This window comes from Geotalea daltonii FRC-32 (assembly GCF_000022265.1).
Lineage (GTDB): Bacteria > Desulfobacterota > Desulfuromonadia > Geobacterales > Geobacteraceae > Geotalea > Geotalea daltonii.
Genome location: NC_011979.1, coordinates 862,635 through 877,950, shown reverse-complemented (window position 1 = coordinate 877,950; position 15,316 = coordinate 862,635). Strand labels below are relative to the sequence as shown.

At 54.2% G+C, this 15,316-nt stretch carries 17 protein-coding genes and 1 riboswitch; of the genes, 2 read left to right on the top strand and 15 right to left on the bottom strand.

What is annotated here, in order from left to right:
• Window positions 1-245: 245 nt before the first annotated feature.
• The 3 genes from GEOB_RS04030 to GEOB_RS04020 form a co-directional block, all read right to left on the bottom strand.
• Window positions 246-683, bottom strand: coding sequence for a GxxExxY protein (locus tag GEOB_RS04030; protein WP_230199013.1), 438 nt, complete (start codon window positions 681-683; stop codon window positions 246-248).
• A 542-nt stretch (window positions 684-1,225) separates the two neighbouring features.
• A complete protein-coding gene (locus tag GEOB_RS04025) occupies window positions 1,226-1,648 on the bottom strand; it encodes a response regulator (protein WP_012645900.1) in 423 nt (140 codons plus the stop codon).
• Between the two features lie 16 nt (window positions 1,649-1,664).
• A complete protein-coding gene (locus GEOB_RS04020) occupies window positions 1,665-1,961 on the bottom strand; it encodes a hypothetical protein (protein WP_012645899.1) in 297 nt (98 codons plus the stop codon).
• 162 nt (window positions 1,962-2,123) lie between these two features.
• Between GEOB_RS04020 and GEOB_RS04015 the strand changes: the two genes are divergently transcribed.
• A complete protein-coding gene (locus GEOB_RS04015; RefSeq protein ID WP_012645898.1) occupies window positions 2,124-2,576 on the top strand; it encodes a helix-turn-helix transcriptional regulator in 453 nt (150 codons plus the stop codon).
• 98 nt (window positions 2,577-2,674) lie between these two features.
• Here GEOB_RS04015 and cysN read toward each other — a convergent pair whose 3' ends face one another.
• From cysN to rpoH, 12 genes are all read right to left on the bottom strand, one after another.
• Window positions 2,675-4,351 carry a sulfate adenylyltransferase subunit CysN gene (cysN, locus tag GEOB_RS04010; protein ID WP_012645897.1) on the bottom strand — a complete coding sequence of 559 codons (1,677 nt, stop codon included), beginning with the start codon at window positions 4,349-4,351 and terminating at the stop codon, window positions 2,675-2,677.
• 136 nt (window positions 4,352-4,487) lie between these two features.
• Complete coding sequence (gene cysD / locus GEOB_RS04005) at window positions 4,488-5,393, bottom strand: sulfate adenylyltransferase subunit CysD (protein WP_012645896.1); 906 nt, start codon at window positions 5,391-5,393, stop codon at window positions 4,488-4,490.
• A 191-nt stretch (window positions 5,394-5,584) separates the two neighbouring features.
• A complete protein-coding gene (locus tag GEOB_RS04000) occupies window positions 5,585-6,274 on the bottom strand; it encodes a phosphoadenylyl-sulfate reductase (RefSeq protein WP_012645895.1) in 690 nt (229 codons plus the stop codon).
• 84 nt (window positions 6,275-6,358) lie between these two features.
• Window positions 6,359-7,801: an SLC13 family permease gene (locus GEOB_RS03995; protein ID WP_012645894.1), complete on the bottom strand. Its 1,443-nt coding sequence runs from the start codon at window positions 7,799-7,801 to the stop codon at window positions 6,359-6,361.
• Window positions 7,801-8,577: a hypothetical protein gene (locus GEOB_RS03990; RefSeq protein WP_230199012.1), complete on the bottom strand. Its 777-nt coding sequence runs from the start codon at window positions 8,575-8,577 to the stop codon at window positions 7,801-7,803. The genes GEOB_RS03995 and GEOB_RS03990 overlap by 1 nt, the downstream gene beginning before the upstream one ends.
• 71 nt (window positions 8,578-8,648) lie before the next feature.
• Window positions 8,649-8,873, bottom strand: coding sequence for a sulfurtransferase TusA family protein (locus GEOB_RS03985; RefSeq protein ID WP_012645892.1), 225 nt, complete (start codon window positions 8,871-8,873; stop codon window positions 8,649-8,651).
• 31 nt (window positions 8,874-8,904) lie between these two features.
• Window positions 8,905-9,852, bottom strand: coding sequence for a 4Fe-4S dicluster domain-containing protein (locus GEOB_RS03980; protein ID WP_012645891.1), 948 nt, complete (start codon window positions 9,850-9,852; stop codon window positions 8,905-8,907).
• A gap of 109 nt (window positions 9,853-9,961) precedes the next feature.
• Window positions 9,962-10,360: a M67 family metallopeptidase gene (locus GEOB_RS03975; RefSeq protein WP_012645890.1), complete on the bottom strand. Its 399-nt coding sequence runs from the start codon at window positions 10,358-10,360 to the stop codon at window positions 9,962-9,964.
• A 75-nt stretch (window positions 10,361-10,435) separates the two neighbouring features.
• Window positions 10,436-11,245: a HesA/MoeB/ThiF family protein gene (locus GEOB_RS03970; protein ID WP_012645889.1), complete on the bottom strand. Its 810-nt coding sequence runs from the start codon at window positions 11,243-11,245 to the stop codon at window positions 10,436-10,438.
• Entirely contained in the window at window positions 11,245-11,460 is a 216-nt protein-coding gene (gene thiS / locus GEOB_RS03965) for a sulfur carrier protein ThiS (RefSeq protein ID WP_012645888.1), read from the bottom strand. Before thiS ends, GEOB_RS03970 begins: the two co-directional genes overlap by 1 nt.
• Before the next feature lie 15 nt (window positions 11,461-11,475).
• Complete coding sequence (locus GEOB_RS03960) at window positions 11,476-12,729, bottom strand: O-acetylhomoserine aminocarboxypropyltransferase/cysteine synthase family protein (RefSeq protein WP_012645887.1); 1,254 nt, start codon at window positions 12,727-12,729, stop codon at window positions 11,476-11,478.
• Window positions 12,730-12,798: 69 nt separating this feature from the next.
• Window positions 12,799-12,909, bottom strand: a riboswitch (SAM riboswitch).
• Window positions 12,910-13,096: 187 nt separating this feature from the next.
• Window positions 13,097-13,948 (bottom strand): RNA polymerase sigma factor RpoH, encoded by an 852-nt coding sequence (rpoH, locus tag GEOB_RS03955; protein ID WP_012645886.1) that lies wholly within the window; start codon window positions 13,946-13,948, stop codon window positions 13,097-13,099.
• A 233-nt stretch (window positions 13,949-14,181) separates the two neighbouring features.
• Between rpoH and GEOB_RS03950 the strand changes: the two genes are divergently transcribed.
• Window positions 14,182-15,252, top strand: a complete 1,071-nt coding sequence (locus GEOB_RS03950; RefSeq protein WP_012645885.1) for a branched-chain amino acid aminotransferase — start codon at window positions 14,182-14,184, stop codon at window positions 15,250-15,252.
• The last annotated feature ends 64 nt before the right edge of the window (window positions 15,253-15,316 follow it).

Genomic DNA, 15,316 nt, shown 5'->3' with positions numbered 1-15,316 from the left:
GAGTCGGATTAAGCAAAAACCAGAAGTTTTAAGGTTTGATCTTGGTTTTAAATCCGCCTTTTCCGCCTTTATCCGCGTCCCATTCAAAAGCCTTTAAAATCTTAAAATCCTCAAAACCTGAATTGGACGCGGAAACTGCGGATCAGAGCGGATTAAGCATAAAGTCAAAAGCCTTAAGTCTTTGACCTGGGTTTTAAATCCGCCTCTTCCGCCGTGATCCGCGTCCCATAAAGATTTTAAGCCTGTCATTTCCTCTGATTATCAAAGGCCCTTCGCTTTACCTCCGGCGTTGGCCCAAAATTCATCAGCAACCCGGTCTCAATCTTTGTTGCCTTCAAATAGTTCAACAGCTGTGCTTCATGCTCCGGACTCAGGGCTCGGGCAGCTTTTATCTCAACAATTATGCAATCCTGCACCAGCAGATCGGCAAAATATTCACCTACAACATTCCCATCGTAGAAGACCTGAATGGGATGCTGAGAAATAACAGTAATTCCGAGCTTCTTCAGTTCGACCAGCAAGGCATTCTCATACACTTTTTCGAGGAAGCCATACCCCAGGGCATTGTATACCCGGTAAAAAGCGCCTATGACTGCTTCCGTCAAGTCTTTGTATTTAAGGCAGCTTTCCAAAACCAGTACCTCGTATTTGGGACGCGGAAACTGCGGATCAAAACGGTTCAAGCATAAACCCCAAAAGCCTTAGGTCTTTGATCCTGGGTTTAATCCGCCTTTTCCGCCTTTATCCGCGTCCCATTCAAAAGCCTTTAAAATCTTAAAAATCCTCAAAACCTGAATTGGACGCGGAAACTGCGGATCAGAGCGGATCAAGCATTAACCCAAAATCCTAAGTCCTTTGATCTTGGTTTTAAATCCGCCTTTTCCGCCGTGATCCGCGTCCCATAAAGATTTTTGACTTTAATCCTGCAGTCCGCTCTTCACCAAAAAGTGCACAAAATTTCATCAGCACCATCAAAAGTGTAAAAAAATTTTACAGTGTAAAAAATTTTTACACTTCTATCTCTTTGATTTCAAAAGGCAATCCGGAATATAAAAAACTGATGAATGGATTACAACTTAATTAAGAATATAATTCTCCAATTATTTTTATTTTACAAATAATGGATGGATGATAAGGGAGGGACTACTCCACGGAGATGCAGGCCGCTATATGAGGGCAGGTCACCACACAGGCTGTATTTTTGGGTTTGATTTCTGTCAACTATTCATGCCGGCGCGAGCGATTCCTCTAACGGAGAGATCTTCAGGAGGTTTTCTGTCTGCTGCAGGCTGACGATATTCCCTACTATGGCAAATAGTTCGGAAAAGCGTATCGGCTTGCGCACCACCTGTGCAATGCCGATCTCCTCGGCCAGGGCACACACCTCTGGTGTCACGGCACCGGTGCACAGGACGATAGGGAGGTCCGGCATAAGTTTCCGTGCTTTCCCGGCCAGTTCCAGGCCATCCATCCCCGGCATCTGCAGATCGGTCAGCAGTAATGCAAAAGGCCTCTGCTGAATCATCTGCAGGGCGTCCTCGCCGTTCTCGGCGCACTGAATGACGATTCCCCGTTGCATGAAACACTCCCTCAGAAGGGCAAGAAACAGGATATCGTCGTCCACAAACAGTATTCCACTATCTTTCATGTTTTCTCCATCTCTGTCAGCCGCAAGGGTCGGCAATGCCGTATCGCAGCACCAGATCGTGTTCGGCAGGGTCGTGGGGCAAGAGCAGAACTCCTTGGAGCAGGCCATGCTCCCGCAGGGTTTCGCACATTTCGGCGATTTTTTTGCGGGACAAGTGGGTGCCGGCTGCTTTCCGCAGGGATCTGCCGTTGATGGTCCCTCTTCCGTTTTTGCCACTGTTTGCCAACAGCAGGAGATAGACGCGTAATTCCTCGGGCTCCAGACGCTGGAAGGTTGAACTTTCAACGCTTCTCAATATCCGGAACTTGTCCACGCCTGCCTCCTTTGTTTTTTTTAAATAAATAGGCTAAATATTCCTTTATGTCAACACATAATATGACAATATGTCCCATTGAACAGCAATGGCAATTGACATGACGAGGAAATAACGTTATACAGGGGAGCGATTTTACTGGAAAAATTTAAGGAGCCACGGTTGAAGCTAAAGATCGGTAGCAGGCTGAAGATGTTGCGGATGGAGAGGAGCCTTACCCAGAAAGAGTTGGCGGTTATGGTCAGCGGCGGCCTGGATTATACCTACATCGGCAAGATTGAGCGGGGAGAGCAGCTGCCGTCGCTGAAGATACTGCTGAAGATCAGCGACGCCCTTTCCGTTCCGGTCGCTTCCTTTTTCCAGGACGAATTGTTTGCTGCAGCCAGCGATATAGCCTCTTCGGAGTTGCGTTACCTGATCAGCGAGGAAACGGGGCGCCAACTTGTAAAGGCATTGAAGCTTGTAGACAAAGAGGATTTCCCCCTTTTAATCGAGATCATTAAGGTGCTGGGCAGGCACAGGAAGACGACAAAGAGTGATCAGGGTGAAGAAACTGAACAAGAATCGGCGGACTGCCTTTTGGCGGCGGAAACAATGACCAGCTACAGAAAGTAAACCGATTACCCTGCACAAATGACAAAGAGGCCGCATCCCCGTGGATGCGGCCTCTTTCGTTTTTAGCGGTTCGAAAAACGATCAGACGAAAATGTCCTCTACAACCCACCGCCGTCCACCTGTCCGGGAAGAACAACGGAACTCTGCTGATCGCGGTAGAGAAGCACATTGACCCGGTCCCGGTCACGGCCGAACTCGAAGTTGAGCCTGTGCTCATAGGCCATCCGGGCCACCGGTTCCAGTTGCCCCACATCCCTAAGCCTGAAGAGAATCCGGTTGCCCTTGCCGAGATAGTCGAGAAAACTCTCCGATACCTGGAATTCAATGGGTCCACGTTCCGTCGTGAAATCAGCCACACCCGGTTCCGCACCGCTCAGGGAAAATTCCGTCAGGATGAAACGCCGGGGGAGAAGCCCAACCGTGTCCGGGGAGCTGGCATCCAGTTCGGTCGGCTGACCCTGCGACTCCAGCGGCGCAACCGAGATCACCATGCCTGCCGCCACAGTGGCATTGGTGAACCGATCGATGAGGATGAAACTGCCGGTCTCCCGGTTATGCCGATAGGGATCGAAGGCAACGGGACGGTCCAGTTCCAGACGAACCACGCCGATGCCGTTCAGCCCCAGTGTCGGCACCTGTTTCTGTTCCAGAGAGTTGACATCTACCGCAAACTGCACGCGGGTAACCCGGCTGGGAGTTACGGCGCTGGCGGTCTTCATCAGGTAGACCTTTCCCGGCTGCAGGGGTTCATCGTGCATCCAGACCAGGTGGGCCTCCGGGTGCCGGGAAAGACGGGGCGGCGCATCGGTCGCTGACAGCATGTCACCCCTGCTGATATCGATCTCGTCAGCGAGGGTCAGGGTTACAGCTTGGCCGGCCACGGCTTGCGGAAGGTCGCCGTTCATGGTGACGATCCGGGCCACGCGGCTCGTGCGGCCGTTTGAAGCGACCTTGACTTCATCCCCCGGGCGAACGGTGCCTGCGGCGATGGTGCCGCAGAAGCCGCGGAAATCCAGATGGGGGCGGTTGACCCACTGGACCGGCAGCCGGAACGGCTGTTCCTGGGTGTCATCCTCGACCCGCACGGTCTCCAGATAATTCATCAGCGTTGGACCGTAATACCACGGGGTGTTGGCGCTCTTTTCGATGATATTGTCGCCGTTCAAAGCCGAGATGGGAATGGCGGTAATGGAGGCAAACCCGAGGGTCGCGGCGAACTCCTGGTAATCTCGTATGATCGACTCATACCGCTCCCGGTCGAAATCGATGAGGTCCATCTTGTTGATGGCCAGCATCACGTGACGAATGCCCACCAGGGAGACCAGGTAGCTGTGGCGCCGGGTCTGGGTCAGGAGCCCCTTGCGGGCGTCCACCAGTATCACGGCCACCTGGGCCGTGGAGGCGCCGGTAACCATGTTGCGGGTATACTGCTCGTGACCGGGAGTGTCGGCAACGATGAACTTGCGCCGGTCGGTGGAGAAGAAGCGATAAGCCACGTCGATGGTGATTCCCTGCTCCCGCTCAGCCTGCAGGCCGTCCAGGAGCAGTGCGTAGTCGATGGCGCCCCCCTGGGTGCCGACTTTCTTACTATCCACCTCCAGCGCCGCCAACTGGTCCTCGAAGACCATCTTGGAATCCCACAAAAGCCGCCCGATAAGGGTGCTCTTGCCGTCGTCCACGCTGCCGCAAGTGATGAAGCGCAGGAGCGACTTCTCTTCCTGACTTTTGAGATAAGCGAGAATATCTTTTTCAATCAAATCCGATTGATGTGCCATAACCCTTCCACCTAAGAAACGTCGATTTTTTGTCCTGGCAAGGCTGTCGAGGCGGAGGGCGGAGACGTAGCAGCGCTACGTCGCACAACCGAAGCCGAAGACTTACGCAGCCAGGGCGGAAAAGCGGCGTTTCTTCCTAGAAATAGCCTTCTTGTTTTTTCTTCTCCATCGAGCCTGCCTGGTCATGATCGATCAGCCTGCCCTGGCGCTCGGATGTGCGGGTGAGGAGCATTTCCTGGATGATCTGCGGCAGGGTGTCGGCGGTTGACTCCACCGCACCGGTGAGAGGGTAGCACCCCAGGGTGCGGAAGCGGACCGACTTGTGCTGCACCGTTTCCCCCGGTTTCAGCTCCAGGCGATCGTCGTCCACCATGATGAGCATGCCGTCCCGCTCCACCACCGGCCGGACCGCGGCGTAGTAGAGGGGCACGATGGGAATGTTCTCCAGGTGGATGTACTGCCAGACATCCAGCTCGGTCCAGTTGGACAGCGGGAAGACCCGGATGCTCTCCCCCGGCTTGATCCTGGTGTTGTAGAGGTTCCACAACTCCGGGCGCTGGTTCTTCGGGTCCCAGCGGTGGTTGGCAGAGCGGAAGGAGAAGATCCGTTCCTTGGCCCGGGATTTTTCCTCATCCCGGCGAGCTCCGCCGAAGGCGGCGTCGAACTTGTACTTGTCCAGGGCCTGCTTCAGCCCCTCGGTCTTCATCACGTCGGTGTAGAGGGCCGAGCCGTGGGTGAAGGGGGAGATGCCATTTTTTACACCTTCTTCATTCACATGAACGATCAGGTCGAGACCGCATTCGGCAGCCATCCGGTCTCTGAACTGGATCATCTCGCGGAATTTCCAGGTAGTATCCACGTGCAGGAGCGGAAAGGGGGGCGGCGCCGGATAAAAGGCCTTGCGTGCCAGGTGCAGCATGACCGCCGAGTCCTTGCCGATGGAGTAGAGCATCACCGGGTTGGCAAATTCGGCGACCACTTCACGTATGATGTGGATACTTTCGGCTTCAAGCTGCTGCAGATGAGTCAGGGTCTTGCTCATTATCTTTCCTCCAAAACTGGACAAGCCGGAACTTCAGCAAAAAAGCCTAAAACCTTAAGGGGACGCGGGAAAGGCGGAAAAAGCAGATAACTACAGATCTTTTGAAGCAAAAACCACGCTTTTAAATCCGCCTTGATCTGATTTTTCAGATTTTTCCGCGTCCAATTTGCCTTATGGTTTGTTGCCTGTCTTCACCTACGGTGCAGGCCACATTCCTTATGTTCCGGATTCTCCCACCACCACCGCCCTGCGCGTGGATGCTCCCCCGGTGCAACCGGCCGGGTACAGGGGGCGCAGCCGATGGATGGATAGCCCTGGCTGTGCAGTCGGTTGGTGGGGATGCGCCGGAACTTGGCGTAGGACCAGACCTGCTCTTCCGTCCATTCCAGGAGCGGGTTTACCTTGATGATGCCGCCGTTGGTGGTGTCCGTTTCAATGGGGGCAAGACCGGTACGGGTCGTGCTTTGCTCCCGACGAAGGCCGGTGATCCAGCCGTCAAGCCCTTTCAGAGCCCTGCCTAATGGCTCCACCTTGCGGATATGACAGCACTCGTGGCGGTTCTCAAGGGATTCGCGGAAGGAGAAGGTACCTTTTTCCCGCAAAAGCTGCTCAACCGCTTCATGGCGGGGATAATACCAGTCGATCTTGATCCGGTAGCGCTCAGTGAGGGCATCGGCAACCTCGTAGGTCTCCTCGTGGAGACGTCCCGTATCCAGGGCGAACACGCGCAGGGGCAAGGATAGGGCCTGGGCCATGTCGATGATGACCACATCTTCCACGGAAAAGGAGCAGGCCAGGGCGATGTTGCCTCCGGTGGCTCCATAGCCGGCCTTGAGTATTTCCTCCGGAGTGGCGTCTGATAGTACAGGGATCTGTGTCATGGTGCATCCTCGTAAGGGCGCTGCTTGCCGCGCCCATTATTGCTGGTGAAAAACCGGGCGCGGCAAACAGCGCCCCTACAATCGTCATATCCTGAAGCCGATCAGCGGCCAGACCAGCCAGGCCGAAGCGAGAAACAGCAGCCACGATATGGCCATGATCAGCATTCCCGGCAGGATCATCTCCCTGCTTTTGAGGAAGCCTGAAGAAAAAACGATGGCGTTAGCCGGGGTCCCCATGGGCAGACAATAAGCAAGGCCAGCGGGAAGGGCCACTGCCAGGGTCATCACCCGCGGATCCATTCCCATGGATTTGGACAGGCTGATGCCGATGGGCAGGAGGATGGCGATCACCGCCGCATTGCTTATACATTCGGTAAGCAGCAGTGAGATCAGCGACATGACGGTGATGACCAGAAAGGGAGAGTCATTAAGACCTGCCAGGGCTTGGCCGGCCAGCCATTGTGCAGCGCCGGTCTTTTCCAGGGCTGAAGCAATGGCAATGGCCCCGCCGTACATGAGGATCACGCCCCAGTTCACATACTCCTCGATGCTCTGCCATGACACCACCCGACAGGCAAAAAGAGCGACCACCGCCAGGGTGGCAATGCTTGCAAGCCCCAGCTGTTTACCGAGAAATACCCAGGCAAGAATGGTGATGACCGTCACCACAGCGACAATTATCTCGTCATAACTCATTCGGCCCACTTCCAATCGCTTACGGTTGAGAAACCTGAGCCCTTCGTCAACACTGTCAATGTCCTGGGGAAATAGCCAGAGCAGCAGAAGGTAGCCGATCACCAGCAGCGGAAGGACAATCATGATGGCTGCCATGGTCCATTCGAAGAAGGAGAAATCCAGGCCAGTACTCTCCCGAAGCATTCCTACCGCCAACGGCGCACGGGCTCCGCCGAGAAAGGTGGCGATGCCACCGATGACACAGCCCCAGCCGATGCTCATGAAAAGCAATTTGCCGTAGCTGTTCTTTTCGCTCTGCAGCCCCAGACTGCCGCTTATTTCCACCACGATGGGGAACATCATGGCGGCCACCGCATGTTCGCTCATACAGAAGGAGAGAAAGGCGCTGAGAAGGTAGACGGTCAGGCCCAGCTTTTTTGGGGTGCTGCCGAAGCGAGCCAGCATTGCCCGTGCCAAGCGGGACGAAAGACCTGTGCCGCTCATGGCGGCGGCCATGATGAAGGCTCCCAGAATGAAGAAGACTGCCTCGTTGCCGAACAAGGCATAGGTCTTTTTCGCTTCCATGATGCCGAGCAGCGGTATCATGGCCATGGCCAGCAGGGAGGTCACCGCCAGGGGCAGCAAACTGGAAACCCAAAGGAAGATGGTGGCGCCGAAAAGGATCATGGCGTGGTAGCCTTCCACTGAAAGCCCCTGAGGAGGCTTCAGCTGAAACAGCACCGTACAGAGGATGATCAGTCCGGCAAAGACCTGGTAGTGCAAGGTGCGGTCGGCCAAAATCAGCCACATGGGGCGGCGGTCGATCTTTAGAGGCTTTTCAATCTGCTCCATTACAGCCCCGCCGATTCGAATGACTGTTCAACCTGTCGCACCCTGAGACTACGGCGTAAATCAGAGGCCGCCAGCAACTTCTGCTCATATACCTTGTCAAAGAGCCCCTTTAGCACGCCTTTTGATTTGAGCGGAGCAAGAGGAGTCGTAACATCGATCAATGGCTGGAGGGGCTTGATCGTTGCCTTCCGGCTGCGCCAGCTTCCTGCCAGTTGTTCGAACAGATTGCCGATCTCTGAGGCAGATCTGTCTGCAAGCGGCGCCACCAGCTCCACCAGTGGTAAAATATCGGCGGCAAGCAAATGGCCTATGCCTGCCCGGGTGGATGATGCCGGCTCTTCACCGGCATCCAGTGTGGAAACCACCGACCAGCGGGGAAAGACTGTAAGCGCATTTGATAAAGATATCAGGAGCGCCTCACGATTAAGCGCCCGCTCACGGGCTATGTCCGGATCAAATACACCCAGTGGTATGTCGATGATATCGATACCTGCGGCATAAGCCCTTTCCATCAGGGGCAAGGAAGGGGGAAACCGGAATCGTCCGAGCAGGTGAGCGCTGAAATTTTTTTTAACCAGTCTGGCCAGATCCTCTCCGCAATGGAAGTCACTCACGTTGCGAAAGGCAATGCAGAACAGCTCAGCCGGAGACTGGCAGTGACTATCGAAAAGTGCTTCCAGGCTCGACTTTGCAGGCAGCTCCCCGTCGATGAAGAATACGTTCCCCTCGCGTCGCAGCGCCCCAGCCACGAAGGTGGTCTTCGGTTGGCTGATCATATCTCGCAGTTTTTGCTGGTCCACTGTCATTTATAGCCTATAAGCAGAAGCTGGGGCCTTGTCAGCCCTGTTTATTCCCCGACCTTTTCCAGGGTCAGGACGTAATGGCTCTCCACCTGCTTCAGCCCCAGAAGTTTATGCCCTTCCCCCTTCAGGCTGCGGGGGACATTTTTGACCGGTTCGCCGTCATCCAGAAGGAACTCCACCGTTTCCCCCTCGTCCAGCATTTCCAGCGCCAGCTTGGCCTTGACAAAATTGGTCGGGCAGGAGACACCACGTAAATCAACTGTTTGCATATATTTCTCCCTTACTTCGAACCTCGAACTATTATTTCCCCACCTGAGTTTCTATCACCTGCGGGGCGATGGTTTTTTCGGCAACAAAGTCAGGAAACCTGGCCCTCAGGCGAGTTAAAAGCGAATCAGCCCCTTCCCTGATAATGATGTCGCCAATCCTGATGCGGCCGGTGCCATCGGCCTTCTCCTTGTACCAGGCCAGGACCTCGCCGATAAAATCCACCACCCGGTCTTCTGGGAGGAAGGTGGCGAAAAGTGTACCCACTAACGGATGACGACCCCATTTGCCGCCAATCCGCACCGTATAGCCTTTTTTTGCTACCTTCCAAGCTTCGGTTGGACAGACCTTGACGCAATCGCCACAGTAGATGCAGGCAGCAGCGTTGAATTCAGGTTTGCCGTCCGCTCCCATGGCAATGGCCCCCTCCGTGCAGGACTTGGCGCAGAGGCCGCAGCTGATGCACTCGTCAGCGTGCAGCTCAGGCCAGATAGCACCCTGGAAGCCCACATCGTTGGTTGCCGATTTAGGGCAGTCAAAGGGGCAGCCGGCAAAGCCGACCTTGAATTTGTGGTGGCCGGTGGGAGTACCGAAAAGTTTTTCATCAACCTCCAGGGCCGAACGCTGGGTGTCCACCAGGCCGTTGGGGTTGTATTCGCAGCCGCCGCAAGCGGTAGGCACCCTTACCCGGGCACCGCAGGAGGCGACCTTCTGCTCGCCTTCACCCAGCTCGGCAACAACGGCATCAAAATCTTTGAAATTGATATTGATCAGTTCGATGGATTGCCGCACGGAAAGATGGACAAATTCCCCACCGAATTTTTCGGCCACTTGGGCTATTTTCTTCAGTCGGGGGACGGTCATTCTCCCGCCGGGAACCCTCAGCCTGACGGTGAAGAGGTCCTTGCCCCTCTCCTTGATAAAGCCCCCTGCCTTGAGGTTGCCCAGATCGATGCTGGTCTTGCCGCTGTCGTTTGCCATATTTATCCACTCCATTGCTCAAGTTCAGGTAAAAGCATCCTACAAGATTATCAGTAAAATAGTCAAGAAAAAACATAAGGAGATACTACACCAATACCGTAAAGAAAGTTCAGATTACCTCAATAGGTTCTGGCGTGACAGTTCCGCCGCTGATACTGAAGGAATTGACCGCCGGCTTTTCCTGTTCAGCCAATGAGGCAATGACATAGGAAACATTCGGGGTCAGTGCCAAGCGAATATCTTCCTCCGACGGGCGAGCGGGCGTTTCGGGATGGGAGTGGTAAATGGCCAGCATCTCCAACCCATTGGCGCGCAGCTCCTTGATGACGGCGAACTGCTCCTTGGGGTTCATCATGAAGTGTTCATTGCTCTGATCGGTGTTGGTCATCCGGTAGATAACGGAAACCGTCCCTGCAGTGCCACCGAGGATGCCGCATACTTCAAGGGGAAACCCCGCCCTGGCATGGGCGATGATATCGTCATGGATTACTTTGGGGATTTTAAGCATGAATGACCTTTCAAAAAACATTATCGGCAGATTTCACATATCAATTCGGCAATATTGTGCAGGTGCGGAAGCTGCTCATTTTTCCAGGTCGCACACATTCAGTGCGTCAAGTTCGTCCACCACCTGGGTAATGGTGGGGTTGTCACCGCAGATGGGACATTTGCCATTCTTCTTGATGGGCACCTCGCGGAATCTCATCCGCAGAGCACTGTAGGTAAGTAGTCGCCCGGTCAAAAGCTCTCCCTTGCCCAGCAGGAACTTAATTGCCTCGGTAGCCTGAATGGTGCCGATCACCCCCGGCAGCACCCCGATAACCCCCGCCGTGGAACAGGTGGGAATGGCGTCTTTGGGCGGCGGCGTAGGAAAGATGCAACGGTAGCAGGCCGACTTACCCGGCTCGATAGTGATGGTCTGGCCGTCGAACTGGAGAATGCCGCCGTGGGAATAGGGCTTACCGGCCAGCACACAGGCATCATTGATAAGAAACTTGGCAGCGAAGTTGTCGGTGCCGTCGATGACGAAATCATAGTCCTTGATGATGTCGGTGATATTGGCGGCGCTGATCCATTCCTCGTAAGTGTTGACCGTGAGTTCGGGATTGATGGCCTGCATCTTTTCCTTGGCGGATAGCACCTTGGCGATCCCCACATCCTTGGTCTGGTGTATCACCTGGCGCTGCAGGTTGGAAAGATCGACCACATCGGCATCGGCAATGCCGATGGTGCCGACCCCGGCCGCCGCCAGATAGAGGGCAATGGGGGAGCCTAGGCCACCGGCGCCGATGATCATCACCTTGCCGTCAAACAATTTTTTCTGCCCCTTGCCGCCAACTTCCTTGAGGATGATGTGGCGGGAATAGCGGGCTATCTGGTCTTCTGTCAGCATTAGAGGTTCCCTCCACCCATGAAATAGAGGAATTCCACCGTGTCGCCGTCCTTGACCATGGTCTGGCCGAAATTGTCACGCTCCAGGATGTCGCCATTCAGCTCCACCGTCACGTAGTCGGGCTGCTCCACCTTCAGTTCCACCAACAGAGCATTGACGTCCAGATTATCCTTGCCCGCTATTGTTGCCGCTTTGCCGTTTACCGTCAGATTCATCTCTCATCTCCTTCTTTACAATTGGTCCAAGGATAACCGAAAATCCTCGATAATGTCATTTATGTTTTCAATGCCCGTCGACACCCGCACCATCTCTTCACCCACCCCCATCAGCCCCTTTTCCTCCGGGCCGAAGTCGGCACAGATGGTGCTCGCGGGATGGATGACCAGTGTCTTTGCGTCGCCTATATTGGCCAGATTCCGCGCCAGCCTTACCCCGTTGATAAAACTGAAAGCAGCCACCTTGTCGGCCAGACCGAAGGTCAGAACTCCACCGAATCTGTCCCCATATAACTTTTTCGCCGCTTGGTGGTAAGGGTTGTCGGCAAGGCCCGGATAATTCACCCAGGCAACCTTTGGCTGTAACTGGAGGAATTGGGCCAGCTTCAGGGCGTTGCTGCAGTGACGCTCCATGCGCAAGGCCAGGGTCTCGATTCCTTCCGACAAGAGGAATGAGTTCATGGGAGCAGCACAGGCGCCAAAATCCTTATGGATCAACTTTCTTACCCTGGCGGTAAAGGCAAAGCCGCGATATTTTTTGAAGAACAGCTCAAAGTGTGGAAATTTAGCGCTCTGCCAGTTGAACCGGCCGACATCGATAATGGCGCCACCGATGGCACTGCCGGTGCCGTTGATGAACTTGCTCGTCGAATGAACAACGATATCCGCTCCCAGATCCTTTCCCGTGGCCAGATAGGGAGTAGTCACCGTTGCATCCACCATGAGCGGGATACCTGCTTCCCTGGCAAGTTGGGCAACTGCTGGGATATCTGGCACATCCATTTTTGGATTGCCGATCGTTTCCAGAAAAATGAGGCGGGTTTTTTCGTTTATACCCGCTTTTACTGCCTCTAAATCAGTGGGATCCACAAAGCGGGTGGTGATGCCGTAGGCAGACAGGGTATCGCGGAACAGGGAAAAAGTGCCGCCAAAGAGTGATGAGGAGGAAAGGATTTCATCACCTGCCCGGACGATGGCCATGACCGCTGTGGTAATGGCAGCCATGCCCGAAGCAGTGGCGACTGCCGATTGCCCCCCTTCCAGGACCGCCAGTCGCTTCTCCAGGCTTTCCGTCGTCGGATTGCCGACCCGGGTATATACCTGGCCGATCTTTCGGCCGCGAAAGATATCCTCCAGGTCCTCAGCCGTGGCATGGGCAAAGGAAGAGGACTGAACGATAGGCACGGTGGTTGCTCCGGCCGGTCCCGGCTCCAGACCTCCATGGATCAGCAATGTTTCAAATCCGTATGTTCTGGCCTTGTCTGTCATACTCTCCCCTTACAAAAAAAGCCCCTTTGGGTTAGCAGGGGCTTCGTGCGAGATTTTCGCCAAGCACCCACCTCATCTTCGCCGGTTACTTATCGGCAGGAATTAGCACCCGTTGCAATAAAAAATGCACAGGTTGCTGTGGTTTCGCAGGGCCTTTCCCTCCACCACTCTCGATAAAGAAGGTTGAAATTTTGATATGACTCTATGGTACTTTAACTAAATTGTAAAGTTAATTTTTGCGTATTACTGCACTTTTTTACTATTAAATAAAAATCCCTTTTTACATTCATTTAGTCAACATTAATTCAGCCATTAAAAAAGGCGACCCCTAAGAGATCGCCTTTTATAACTGCAACCGGATTTAATTCTAAACCGTCTGCGTTACCAAGGGCAGCAGTGCCTGCTTCATTTTTTTCAGGGCTCCTTCCTCGATCTGCCTTACCCTTTCCCGGGAGATGGAAAAATGATCGGCAATCTCCTGGAGCGTCAGGGGACTCTCGGCAGAAACCCTCTGTTCGATGACATAGCGCTCCTTCTCATTGAGGCAGGTCAAGGCTGAGGCGACCTGCTTCTCCAGGAGAGCGCTCTCCTGTGCTTCAGCCAGAAGCTCCTCCTGATTGCGCCGCTCGTCGGGGAGGCTCTCCAGCATGGTCAACCCTTCTCCGGTAATCACCTGGGCGTCGAGAAAAAAATCTCCCCGCATCCGCTGGTCCATTTCCGCCACTTCCGTTTCCTTCACATCGAGGGCTTCGGCTGTCGCCTGAAAATCTTCGCCGCCACCAGTCATATTCCTGATGGCACTTTTAGCCTGGTTCAGCTTAAAAAACAGCTTCCTTTGCGCTTGGGTGGTGCCGATCTTCAAAAGGCTCCAGGCAGAGATGATGTGATTCTGGATATAAGCGCGGATCCACCAGACGGCGTAGGAAATGAGTCGAAAGCCCTTGTGCGGATTGAACTTGCGCACAGCCATCATCAGCCCCACATTGCCTTCCTGGATCAGGTCCAGCATCTTCATGCCGTAGGCGCGATATTCGCCGGCAATCTTCACCACAAAGCGGAGATTTGAGGTGATCAGTTTGTGCGCCGCTTCCAGGTCCTTCTTTTCATAGAACCTGACTGCGCATTCATGCTCCTCCTCAGGAGAAAGGACCGGAAAACGCTTGATTTCAGCAAGGTAGAGACTCAGATTATCGACTACGACAGGCATTGAATAGTTCATTTGAATCCTCCTGAATGCAGGGCCAGCATCTTTAGCACTCTTCAGAATCGAGTGCTAATAATTTAACAACAGCCGGAAGAAAAATCAATAGGCAAAAGATTTAAAAGAAGTACGCAGCAAGCATTACAGGTGGGCAAATGGTTCTAAAAACCTTGCCGGGCAATGACATATATGATACATGATTAGGACATTAATAACGACGCATGGCGCCGGTAAACCGGAGGTTCAAGCAGATGGAAATCAAGAAGGTTTCTCTTCCCGAAGAGAAAAGAAAGACAAAGATAGCAGATGAGTCGCAGCTCGGTTTTGGCAAGATTTTTACCGACCGCATGCTGATGGTGGAATGGAAAGGCGGCAAGGGCTGGGTCGATGCCCGGATTGAACCCTATGCCCCTTTTGTCCTCGACCCGTCTTGCCTGGTGTTTCATTATGCGCAGGAGATTTTCGAAGGATTGAAGGCCTACCGCTGGTCCGACGGCAGCATCGCCCTGTTCCGGCCGGAAATGAATGCCCGGCGTTTCAATGTCTCTGCTGACCGGCTCTGCATGCCCCAGGTCCCGGAAGAGCTCTTCCTGCAGGGGATCAAGGAACTGGTACAGCTGGAAAAGGACTGGGTGCCTTCCGCCGATGGGACATCCCTCTACATCAGACCGGCCATGATCGCCGTAGAACCGGTGCTTGGCGTCCATCCCTCCGATCACTACTATTTCTTTGTCATTCTCTCGCCGGTGGGCGCCTATTATGCCTCAGGCTTCAACCCCATAAAACTGCTGGTGGAAGACCGCTATGTCCGGGCAACGCCGGGTGGAACCGGTGAGGCAAAGACCGGCGGCAACTATGCCAGCTCCCTGAAAGCGGGACTGGAAGCAAAGAAAAAGGGCTACGACCAGGTGCTGTGGCTGGACGGCGTTAACAAGCGCTATATCGAGGAAGTTGGCGCCATGAACATGCTCTTCGCCTATGAAGACCGTATCGTCACCGCCCCGCTGGACGGCTCAATCCTCCACGGCATCACCCGTGACTCGGTGCTCACCCTGGCTAAATCACTGGGGATCAAAATTGAAGAGCGCAAGATCGACGTGGTGGAACTGATGAACGACATCCGTTCCGGCAAGGTTAAGGAAGCCTTCGGCAGCGGCACGGCAGCGGTGGTAACCCCCGTTGGCGCCATCTGTTACAGGGATGAATGCCTGACCGTCGATGACGGCAAGGTGGGCAAACTGACGCAGAAACTGTACGACACCCTGTCCGGCATCCAGACGGGCAAAATTGCTGACAGCTTCGGCTGGATCCAGAAAATTTAATAGATTGCATTAAGCAGTAGTATTATCTAATCCCGCGGCCCGAGAAGGCTGCGGGATTTCCCCG

Excerpts from the sequence above, each read along its gene's own strand:
- GEOB_RS03985 (WP_012645892.1), bottom strand. The coding sequence starts at position 8,873 with ATGCAAACAGTTGATTTACGTGGTGTCTCCTGCCCGACCAATTTTGTC.
- rpoH (WP_012645886.1), bottom strand. The coding sequence starts at position 13,948 with ATGAACTATTCAATGCCTGTCGTAGTCGATAATCTGAGTCTCTACCTT.
- GEOB_RS03975 (WP_012645890.1), bottom strand. The coding sequence starts at position 10,360 with ATGCTTAAAATCCCCAAAGTAATCCATGACGATATCATCGCCCATGCC.
- GEOB_RS04000 (WP_012645895.1), bottom strand. The coding sequence starts at position 6,274 with ATGACACAGATCCCTGTACTATCAGACGCCACTCCGGAGGAAATACTC.
- GEOB_RS03980 (WP_012645891.1), bottom strand. The coding sequence starts at position 9,852 with ATGGCAAACGACAGCGGCAAGACCAGCATCGATCTGGGCAACCTCAAG.
- thiS (WP_012645888.1), bottom strand. The coding sequence starts at position 11,460 with ATGAATCTGACGGTAAACGGCAAAGCGGCAACAATAGCGGGCAAGGAT.
- cysN (WP_012645897.1), bottom strand. The coding sequence starts at position 4,351 with ATGGCACATCAATCGGATTTGATTGAAAAAGATATTCTCGCTTATCTC.
- GEOB_RS03960 (WP_012645887.1), bottom strand. The coding sequence starts at position 12,729 with ATGACAGACAAGGCCAGAACATACGGATTTGAAACATTGCTGATCCAT.
- GEOB_RS03995 (WP_012645894.1), bottom strand. The coding sequence starts at position 7,801 with ATGGAGCAGATTGAAAAGCCTCTAAAGATCGACCGCCGCCCCATGTGG.
- GEOB_RS03970 (WP_012645889.1), bottom strand. The coding sequence starts at position 11,245 with ATGCTGACAGAAGACCAGATAGCCCGCTATTCCCGCCACATCATCCTC.
- GEOB_RS03950 (WP_012645885.1), top strand. The coding sequence starts at position 14,182 with ATGGAAATCAAGAAGGTTTCTCTTCCCGAAGAGAAAAGAAAGACAAAG.
- GEOB_RS04025 (WP_012645900.1), bottom strand. The coding sequence starts at position 1,648 with ATGAAAGATAGTGGAATACTGTTTGTGGACGACGATATCCTGTTTCTT.
- cysD (WP_012645896.1), bottom strand. The coding sequence starts at position 5,393 with ATGAGCAAGACCCTGACTCATCTGCAGCAGCTTGAAGCCGAAAGTATC.
- GEOB_RS03990 (WP_230199012.1), bottom strand. The coding sequence starts at position 8,577 with ATGATCAGCCAACCGAAGACCACCTTCGTGGCTGGGGCGCTGCGACGC.